Origin of the sequence: Sphingomonas segetis, from assembly GCF_009720245.1 — a bacterium.
GTDB lineage: Bacteria > Pseudomonadota > Alphaproteobacteria > Sphingomonadales > Sphingomonadaceae > Sphingomicrobium > Sphingomicrobium segetis.
Genome location: NZ_WJSQ01000107.1, coordinates 1 through 9,337 on the forward strand (window position 1 = coordinate 1; position 9,337 = coordinate 9,337).

Below are 9,337 nucleotides of genomic sequence, written 5' to 3' on the forward strand. Positions count from 1 at the left end.
CCGCCGCCTCCCCAACCGCCGCCGCCGCCGCCCCAGCCGCCGCCGCGCCGCGATGCCCGGCTGATCTCATTGAGTCCCCACAGCACGACCCACGGGCTGATCCCGCCGCGCCGAGAACGGGACCGGTAGCGGCGCCCGACCGGCCTCCGCACCATCGACAGCAGGACGAAACCGATGATCATCGCCCAGAAGATCACGGGCAGCGCGCCGCCGCTCGATTTCTGCCTGCTCTGCTGCGCCTGCTCCGCCTGGGCGACATTCTTTTGCGCCTGGTCGGCAGGCAGGCTCATCTGCTGAATGATCGCATCCGAACCGGCCATGATGCCGCCCGCCATGTCACCGGCCTTGAAGCGCGGCGTGATGGTGTCGCGGATGATTCGGCCGGCGAGGATGTCGGGCAGGAATCCCTCCGCTCCGTACCCGGTTTCGATCCGGACCTTTCTCTCATTCGGGGCGACGAGCAGGATGACGCCGTCGTCGCGCTTCTCGTCGCCCACTTTCCAGGCGCGGATCAGCCGGTTGCCGTAATCCTCGATGGTCAGGCCATCGAGGCTCTTCACCGTCGCAACGACGAATGCGTGGCCGGTCTGGGCGAAGAGCGCTTCCGACTTCGACTTGAGATCGACCTCCTGCTCGGGCCGCAGGAGATCGGCCTGGTCGACGACCGGCGATCCGTTATTCGCCGGCAGCTTCTGCGCAAAAGCCGGGGCGGACAGAGCCAGGAGAAGCGCCATGGCGAGCAGCGCGAAGGCATGCAGGATGCTTTTCGGGACAGCCACGCCGCCGCGCTCCTCGAGATGAACCCGACTGGTCAGCTCAGCCGGCGTTGCCGAAATCGACCTTGGGCGCGGTCTCGGCACCGGGCGCGGCCTCGAACGGCACCTTCGGCTTGGCGCCGTAGAAGATCTTCGCGCCGATCGCGTCCGGGAAGGTTCGAATGCGCGTGTTATACTGGCGCACCGCCTCGTTATAATCGCGGCGCTGGGTCCGGATGCGGTTCTCCGTCCCTTCGAGCGCAACCATCAGGTCGGCGAAGCGCTGCTGGCTCTGCAACTGCGGATAGCGCTCCTGGATAACGGTGCCGAGCAGGCTTCGCGCGCTCGACAGCCCGGCCTGCGCCGCGTTGTAGCGCTGCACCGCCTGCGGATCGTCGAGCTGATCGGGGCTGAGGGTCACGGATGTCGCCCGCGCGCGCGCCGCCGTTACTTCGGTGAGGATCTTCTCCTCGCTGCCAGCGGCGGCCTTCACCGTTTCGACGAGGTTGCCGATGAGGTCGTTGCGGCGCTGATATTCGGCCTGCAGGTTGGCAAACTCGGCATTGACCTGCTCTTCCGCCGTGGGGACGCTGTTGACGCCGCAGCTCGACAGGCTGAACGCAACGAACAAGGCTAGAATGGCTCGTGTTATCACAGAGCCGGGCGCGGAACGGGCAAGCGCGGTCATGTCGATGGTCCCCTTGGATCGCGTCAGTGGCGCGATAGGTAAACATGCCGCAGTTCCGATTCAACATGCCGCTATATAACAGCAACACAGCAGAGCGGATGCTGCCGCGCGCGGCGAATTCGGCTAAGGTCGGGGAAGCGACACAAGGGAGCCGTCGAATGCTGAATGATTTCCGCGCTTTCATTGCCAAGGGCAATGTGCTCGACCTCGCGGTCGCCGTGATCATCGGCGCGGCCTTCGCGAAGATCACCACAAGCCTCACGGAAGACATCATAATGCCCGTCGTCGGCGCGCTCTTCGGCGGGCTCGACTTCTCGAGCTATTTCACTCTGCTCGGACCGGTGCCCGACGGCTATCGCGGCAGCATGAACGATTATGCCGCCCTCAAGGCCGCGGGCGCGCCGGTGCTCGGCTGGGGCGAGTTCGTCACGGTCATCATCAATTTCCTGATCCTCGCTTTCATCATCTTCCTGATGGTCCGCTGGGCGACGAAGGTGATGCGCAGGCGCGAGGAAGGTCCCGCCGGTCCGACCGAGATCGAACTGCTGATGGAGATCAGGGATGAGCTGAAGCGGCGCTAGGCTGCGGCGGATTTCTCCGACGCGACGCGCTGCTCCTGGGCTTGGACCATCTGCTCGAACCTCGGATCATCCCGCAAAGGGTCGAGGTCGGTGTCGAGCCGCAGGTATTTGACCATGGCCGGCGGCGCGCGATCGATGAAAGTCGTCAGGAGCTCGATCGCCGCGTCCTTGTCATTCAAATAGCGCGACAACGAGCAAACAAGATTCCAGCGCATCGTGAAATTGTCCGGATCCATCAGCAGCGCGCGCTTGATCCACTCCTTTGACCGCTCGCCGTCACCCAGAATGGCCAAAGCCACTGCGCCAAAGCCGAGGGCGGAGCCGATCGCCGGATCCTGCGCGAGCACGCGCTGGGCGCGCTCGAGCGTCATCTCCGCCGCTCGCTTCAATCCCGCCGCATCGCCAACTGCCGCGTAACAGGTCTCCAGCATTCCGGTGGAATGATAGTCGCTCTCGACCACCGAGGCGGCTTTCTCGAAATACGGAATTGCCTCGCGCATCTGGCCGCTTCGGCTGAGCAGCCGGGCCGCTTCCTTGTTCACTTCCCAGGATTCCGGATCGAGGCGCAATGCCGTCTGAATCTGCCTGTCCGCCTCTTCGGATTTGCCGTCCTCGTCGGCAAGGTAGCGAGCCTTGACGCATAGCGCCTCTGGCAGGTTTGGGTCGAGCTCCAGCGCTCGCTCTGCCGCAGCGAGCGCATCCTCGTGTCTGTCGTGCCGGAACCGCATCTCGGCCTGCGCCAGCGCGATCAGCGCCCACGCCTTGGCGTAATCGGGATCGATCTCCGTTGCCTGCCTGGCAATCCGGACCACGACTTCGTCACGCCGGATGTCGCCGTCGTTGCCGCTGATCCAATGCTGCCGCGCCATGAGATAAAGGTTGTAAGCCTCGACGCTGGATGTTCCGCGGCTCTCGATTGCCTTCTTCTCTTTGGGGAGCAGCTTCACCCGGAGCGCCGACACGATTGCTTTGGAAATCTCGTCCTGGATCGCGAAAATGTCCGTCAGGTCGCGATCGTAGCGGTCGGCCCAAACGTGGTCGCCGGCTTCGGCGTCGATCAGCTGGGCGTTGATCCTGACGCGGTCCCCCGACTTTCGAATGCTGCCCTCGAGAACGTGCGTGACGTTGAGCTGGCGGCCGATCTGCCCTGCCTCGAGCGTTTGACCCTTCAGGGTGAAGGCGGTGTTCCGGGCGGTCACCGACAGGGCTGAAACCTTCGACAGGTCGGTGATGATGTCGTCGGTGATCCCGTCGCTGAAATATTCCTGCTCGGCATCACCGCTGAGGTTGATGAACGGCAGCACGCAGATCGCCACCCGGCGGGCCGCAGCGCCCTTGCGTTCGTCCGAGGTCCGCACCTGGGCGGGGTTGCCGACCAGCAGAGCGATGCTGCTCAGGACCTTCTGCCAGCCGGGCGCGTCGCTATCCTCGCTCCAGCCGTTGAGGTCCGCGCACTGAATCTGGCTGAACGGGATCGGCGGCAGAATACCGTCGACCGTGACCTGCACCAACGTTCCGGCTTCGCGCGCGATGTCGGCTTCCGCGCGCACCCACTGGGACCGTGCCGCTTCCGCCGACCACAGCACCACAACCGCCTTGGCCGAGCGCAGCCGTTCCTCGATCACGTCGCTGTAGGAACGGTGGGCCGGAAGCTCATCATCGCGCCAGACGCTGTAGCCGGCCGCCCGCAATGCTTCGGCCACCTGCCTGGCCTGGCCTTCGGTAGATCGGCCATAGGAGACGAAAATGTCGGCCATCGGGCGGAAGCCCCTCTCCCCTTCGGCAGAAGGGCACGGAAGTAAAGCAATTCACTTGCCGGTGAAAGGCGCACGTGAACGCGCTCGACCGTCCAATGGGCGGCGTCATCGATTACGCAGGATTGGGCAGAAGCCGTGAAGAAGCGCAGCTCTATTTCGGCATACCGCTAAGGCCGCTGGCTTCGCGCAGCGCCGCTCCGTCAAGCCGATAGCCGTCGAGGAATACGGTCTCGACGTGGCGGAGATTGCGCAGGTCCTTCGACACGTCGCCGTCGACCAGGATGATATCGGCGGTCTTGCCTGCGGCGATCGATCCGACGCGATCGTCCATGCCCGTCATCTGCGCGGGCACGATGGTTGCCGTCTGCAACGCTTCGGCATTGGTGAGCCCCGCCTCTTCGTACAACACCAGTTCGCGCACGAGCTCAAGCCCGTAGCCGTCGGTTCCGGCGACGATGCGCACGCCTGCGTCGTGGAGCTTGCCGACCAGTCCCACCATCTTGTCGAAGCTCTTCTTGAAGTCGGCGCGGGTGAGGCCGCCGAACAAGGGATAGCCACCGATCTTCCAGCCGCGCGCGACCGCCGGCGGAGCGATGTCGGCGAACGGCGCATATTCGGGCGAAATCGACGTGCCGTCCGACGTCATCAGCGGCTCCCACACAGTCAACGTCGGATCGATGATCGTACCGCGCTTCGCCAGCTCGGCGTAGAAAGCCTTCATCGCCGGGGAGTCGAGGTCGACGTCCTTGCCGTACTTCGCCGGTCCCTCCAGCCGTGCGGCGGTGTTGGCCTTGTCCACCACTTCCTGCGGCATCGCCTGCATCATGATGAAGTTGATGTGCGTGATCTCGTCATAGCCGGCGCGCACCGCGTCGAGCGGCCGCATGCGCGCGGGGACATGGCCATGGACGTGCAGGCCCAGCTTGTGCGCTTCAGCAGCCGCGGGCGCGATCCATGCCGGATCCATCGACGTGTAGAATTTCGCGCCCCACAAGCCCGCCGCCTTGATCTTGTCGACCGCAGCGACTGCTTCCTCGGCCGAGCTGACGGTCAATGCGCCCTGCGCCGCCAGGGGGTCCTTGCGATCGATGATCACGGAAATCTTGCCGTCCGGCGCCAGCAGATCGCCTGCAGCCCGGCGCTTCTGAATGCTGAGCGCCTCGTCGATGTCGGAGCCGGGGCTGCGGTAATTGGTCATGCCCGTGGCGAGGTTCTGCAACAGGTTCCAGTCGCCGCCGACGTGCTGGTGCGCGTCCCACAGACCCGGCAGGATGGTCTTCCCGCGTCCGTCAATCACCGACGCGCCGGCCGGCGCCTCGATCGACCCAGCCGGACCGACCCCAACGACCTTGCCGTCGGCGATAAGCACCGCGCGGTCGGGCAGATACTTTCCGGCGACCGAGTCGAACAGCAGGACGTGGTCGACCAACGTTGGAGTGCGGTTGGCGGCAGCGAGGAACTTGTGCGCGATGTCGCGGACCATCGCGGCCGTCGCCTGGTTCTGGATTTCCGTGAGCTTCGGCCCAGCCTTCTCATAGCCCTCGGGGAGTAGCGAGATTACGCCCGCAAAGCCGAAGTAGCGGTTGTCGGTGTCGAGCCACACCGGATTCGGCGCGAAGCCGTAGCCCTTGATGAAGGCGAGCTTGACGGTTTTCGGGCCTTGCGGGCCGTCGATCTGCACCCGCTGGCCAATGGTGATGCTGGCATGGCCGCCCGGAAGCAGGTCGACGCCCTTGTCGCCGGCTGCGACCAGCGCTTCGATGTCTTTCTCGCCCGCGAGCCATGGGCCGCCGTAGGTGTTGTAGCGCTTGTTGGCGAAAGGTGCGGAGCCGGAGTCGACTGCCGTCTTCCAATGCGCAACCCCGCTCCCGTCGACCCGGAAGTCCTCGGTCGCATCGCCGGAGTCGGTGAAGCCCCGGATTGCGATCGCGATCGGTCGGCCGTCGGGCCCAGGCGTGATCACCTCGTCGTCCTCGGTGATCCAGCCGCGAAGCGACATCGACATGCGGTAGGCGGACTTTCCGTCGGGCATCGTCCACGACCAGATGTCGCCATGCTTCCCGGCGGTCGAGCTGATCGTGTAGTGACGCGCGCCCGCGGGCGGCTTCATTAGCTGGTCCTTGGTCGCAGGCGCGGCAACGGCGATGGAAGCGCTCGCGGCGAGCAGCGCTGCAAGTATCATTCGGCCCATGAAGTCCCCCGTGTTGTATGCAGCGAGCGTGGCAAGACGCCGGCGCAAACGCAACAGCGGCTTCGACGAAGCCGCGTCTAGAGGCGGATCAAAGTCTCGGGGATCTTGTTCGAGCCCGGCGAGATATCCCAGTGCACCGCCTGCCCCGCCGGATCGGGCGTGGGACCATCCTCGCTGTTGTTGGTGACGATCTGGCCGTCGGTATGAACGGTGAATCGCCCCTGCGCACGCGACGGCGGACCCTTCATGTCACCCTCACCGCCCATCTGCTGCGCCATCGGGCCGAACATGTTCATCCCGCCGGTGAGCGCGGGCGCGCTGACCAGCACCGACCCATCCGCGCGGCGGCGAAGCGTGAAGAAGGGAATAACGATGGCGCTGTCGGGCATGATCGGGAAGACGAAGTCCTGAGTCGCCCGGCCTTCGAGGTGATAATCGACATCGAACACGCCATTCCCACGGTAGGCGACCGAGCGCCACCCGGCATATTTCATCAGCTTGGCCGCGAAGGCGCGGTTGGACGCTTCGTCGGCTCCGGGAATGCCGAAAGCCTTGGCGCTTTCCTCGTCGCTCTTCTGCTTGGTTAAGTAGGCAGACTTCTGCTGAGCCAGCTCGTCTGCCGTACACGGCCGCTCGCTCCCATCCTCTTTCATGCAATGCGCGATGGTGGGCTTCCACGGCCGCTTCGCCATTTCCTCGGCATTCTCGAGCACGATCTCGCCGCGATAATCGAGGACGAAGCTGCCGTCCTTGCGGAGCGTAAGGTCGGACGCAAACTTGCCCGGCCCCCACAGGCAGCCGGTGAGCAAAAGCGGCGCGGCGAGCGAAAGCAGACGCCCGGTCCAGTGATTCATGGCGATGTACCCCCTGCGCGTAAACTACCGCATCGGCCGCAGGTCGAAAAGAATTGGAAGGTGGGGAGCTTCTGTTGCCCGGTGCTCCCCGTACCGCTGGAATCCCCTTCTGTTGCCCGGTGGGGTCCAACCGCGCTTTAGCTTTGTAACGTCAGTCCGTTAGGACGTCAGTTACGCGGCAAGAGCGAGCGCCTCGTTATCGTTGGCACTTGTGGTTATGAGCCGTCGCGGTGGCTCAATCCGATCGGCAATCGGGCCTTTATTGCACTCGTCGATCCTATTTCGCCCCCATCAACAACTGCGAAACGTCGCGGTTGATGGTGGAGGCGCCGGGGTACTGCCCCCCGGGTCCGAAGTGCCTATTCCACCTGACAGTCTACCGACATAGCCGGTTGCCCGGCAGGGCCTCAGATAGGGAATTTGCGGCGGAATCTCAAGGAGCCGGCGCTCCCCCCTTGTTCTTGGCAAATTGACCGAAGGGGGTGGAAGTCCGAGGCAAACTGCTGATATGTGTCGCCATTCCATTCCAAGATTGTGGGGACTCAACGACATGAAAAGACTGGTTTTTGCGATCGGCGGCGCAGCCGCGCTGGCGCTCGCGGCATGCAGCGGCGACAACCAGGACGCGGTCAATAATGCCGAGCTCAACCAGCCGGCGGCCGAGGATCTGAACGCGCTCGCGAACGAAGCGGCCAACAATGCCGCCGACATGAACGCGGTCGCCAACGAGCCACTCGCCAACGACATGAATGCGGTGGGCGACAATGGCCAGAACCCGACCGAGGCCGATGAGCAGAACGTCAGCGGGATGTAGCGCTGCAGGGGGAGTGTGCCCCAACGGGGACTGTTCCCGATCACTGGACGATCCGCCCGGCACTCCGGGCGGCTTTTTCTTTGAGCGCGCAGAGCCTAGGCCGGCGCCATGTCCGACGACGCCATCCCCGCCGCCACGCTGATCGTCGTCCGCGATTCCGCGTCCGGCCCTCCGGAGTTGCTGATGGTCGAGCGCGCGGCCGGGATGGCGTTCGCAGCGGGGGCGCTGGTCTTCCCCGGCGGGCGCATCGACGATGCCGATCGCGCGCTCGCGTGTGCGCTCGACGTCGACGCGAATGCCGTTGCGGCGGTTCGGGAAACGATCGAGGAGACGGCCATCCCGGTCGGCCTCGCTCCCGCCCCCTCAGAGGCAGCGGCGCGCGAGCTTCAGAGCGCGCTAATCGCGGACGAACCGTTCGGCGGACTGCTGAGCGCCGGCTCGCTTTCCATCGACGCTTCCTCCCTCACGCCGTTCGCACGCTGGGTCCCCAAGTTCCACGCCGTCCGGCGCTTCGATACGCTGTTCTTCGTCGCGCGCTGCCCCGCCGGCAAATGGCGCCCGCAAGTGGTCGAAGGCGAATGCGCGGGCGCGGCATGGATCACGGCCGCGGACGTGCTCGAGCGCGAACGACGCGGCGAGGCGCGCCTTATCTTTCCCACGCGGCGAACGCTGGAACGGCTCGCGCTCCATGCGGATTTCGAGGCCATCCGCGCCGACGCGCTCGCCCATCCGATCGAACCGGTGACCCCTTGGGTCGAGGAGCGCCATGGCGAGAAATTCATCACCATTCCCGCCGATCTCGGATTTCCGGTGACGCAGGAGAGGCTCAACGGCCTCTGGCGGGGCTGACTCTGCGGACCGAGTCGCGCTTCGCACCAAACAAAAAGGGGACCCGCCGGAGCGGATCCCCTCTGATCCCCCGAAGGTCCGAGCCTACTTCAGGTGGTTCGACAGATGCTTGTTCATCTCGAACATGCTGACCCGGTCCTTGCCCCCGAAGACCTTCTTCAGCTTGTCATCAGCCATGATTTCCCGTTTGTTTTGCGGGTTTTGCAGGTTGTTCTTGCGGATATGGTCCCAGATTTTGGAAACCACCTGGCTGCGCGGAAGCGGCGCGCTTCCGGTAATCGCGGCGAGATCCGCCGACGGTTGAACCGGGCGAGCCAGCCCGCCCCCTGCTTTACGACCAGTTCCTTCTGCCATCAGGCCCTCCTGTTGTTCCACCGTTGGTAGAGCGCAACTTGGGGGGGTTTGCAATGCTGTTGCAGAGGGGAATTCAGCGAAATTGCGACACAAAAGGCACAACGCGATTGCGGGCGTCGTGACCGATGTCGGCGCGGCCGCCGTAGGGGATGCCCGAGCGCGCGCACCATTGCTCGACGATCGCCGCTTCATCGATGCCGAAAGCCGGGTCGTTTTCAAGCACATCGGAGACGCGGCCAAGACGAATTCTGCGGACGCCGCGAACGTTCGCACTAGCCGTCACATGGAACATCGTGCGGTCGATCCGGTAGAGCTGCTCGCTGACCTCTTCTATCAGCAGGTCGACGCCCGTGAAATCCGGCTCGAGCGGAGTTCCGAGCAGGGTCGACAGGACGGTCAGGTTGAACGCCATCGCCGGCGCTTCCAGCGCGGGCTCGAGCGCCGCCGGATCGCGCCGGACGAGCCAGTCGAGCGCGCGCGTCACCGCGGCCTCG

Annotated in this window: 10 protein-coding genes and 1 other RNA gene; 3 read left to right on the forward strand and 8 right to left on the reverse strand. The window is 64.7% G+C overall.

The genetic code is table 11. From position 1 onward, the window contains the following. Both GH737_RS10420 and GH737_RS10425 read right to left on the reverse strand, forming a co-directional pair. Positions 1–779, reverse strand: a 779-nt coding sequence (locus tag GH737_RS10420) for a TPM domain-containing protein (RefSeq protein WP_230558762.1), incomplete at its 3' end; no start/stop codon positions are given. A gap of 37 nt (positions 780–816) precedes the next feature. Next, entirely contained in the window at positions 817–1,443 is a 627-nt protein-coding gene (locus GH737_RS10425) for a LemA family protein (RefSeq protein WP_155264759.1), read from the reverse strand. Between the two features lie 158 nt (positions 1,444–1,601). Here GH737_RS10425 and mscL point away from each other — a divergent pair, with 158 nt between their 5' ends. Further along, positions 1,602–2,024: a large conductance mechanosensitive channel protein MscL gene (mscL, locus tag GH737_RS10430; protein WP_155264760.1), complete on the forward strand. Its 423-nt coding sequence runs from the start codon at positions 1,602–1,604 to the stop codon at positions 2,022–2,024. Here mscL and GH737_RS10435 read toward each other — a convergent pair. The 4 genes from GH737_RS10435 to ssrA all read right to left on the reverse strand — a co-directional run bounded on the left by GH737_RS10435 (position 2,021) and on the right by ssrA (position 7,267). After that, on the reverse strand, positions 2,021–3,781 hold the full coding sequence (locus GH737_RS10435) for a TIR domain-containing protein (RefSeq protein ID WP_155264761.1): 1,761 nt from the start codon (positions 3,779–3,781) through the stop codon (positions 2,021–2,023). The two genes, mscL and GH737_RS10435, sit on opposite strands and share 4 nt — an antisense overlap. Before the next feature lie 151 nt (positions 3,782–3,932). Beyond that, positions 3,933–5,963 carry an amidohydrolase family protein gene (locus GH737_RS10440; protein WP_230558763.1) on the reverse strand — a complete coding sequence of 677 codons (2,031 nt, stop codon included), beginning with the start codon at positions 5,961–5,963 and terminating at the stop codon, positions 3,933–3,935. Between the two features lie 86 nt (positions 5,964–6,049). Continuing rightward, positions 6,050–6,826, reverse strand: coding sequence for a hypothetical protein (locus GH737_RS10445; RefSeq protein ID WP_155264763.1), 777 nt, complete (start codon positions 6,824–6,826; stop codon positions 6,050–6,052). A 98-nt stretch (positions 6,827–6,924) separates the two neighbouring features. Beyond that, positions 6,925–7,267, reverse strand: a transfer-messenger RNA (tmRNA) gene (gene ssrA, locus GH737_RS10450). Between the two features lie 109 nt (positions 7,268–7,376). On the opposite strand from ssrA, the gene GH737_RS10455 reads away from it, so the two are divergent. Beyond that, positions 7,377–7,640 carry a hypothetical protein gene (locus GH737_RS10455; RefSeq protein WP_155264764.1) on the forward strand — a complete coding sequence of 88 codons (264 nt, stop codon included), beginning with the start codon at positions 7,377–7,379 and terminating at the stop codon, positions 7,638–7,640. Between the two features lie 108 nt (positions 7,641–7,748). Continuing rightward, a complete protein-coding gene (locus GH737_RS10460; protein WP_155264765.1) occupies positions 7,749–8,489 on the forward strand; it encodes an NUDIX hydrolase in 741 nt (246 codons plus the stop codon). Positions 8,490–8,573: 84 nt separating this feature from the next. On the opposite strand, the gene GH737_RS10465 is transcribed toward GH737_RS10460, so the two are convergent. Beyond that, positions 8,574–8,843: an SWIB/MDM2 domain-containing protein gene (locus GH737_RS10465; RefSeq protein WP_155264766.1), complete on the reverse strand. Its 270-nt coding sequence runs from the start codon at positions 8,841–8,843 to the stop codon at positions 8,574–8,576. Between the two features lie 73 nt (positions 8,844–8,916). Beyond that, positions 8,917–9,337, reverse strand: a 421-nt coding sequence (locus GH737_RS10470; protein ID WP_476749612.1) for a S66 peptidase family protein, incomplete at its 5' end; no start/stop codon positions are given.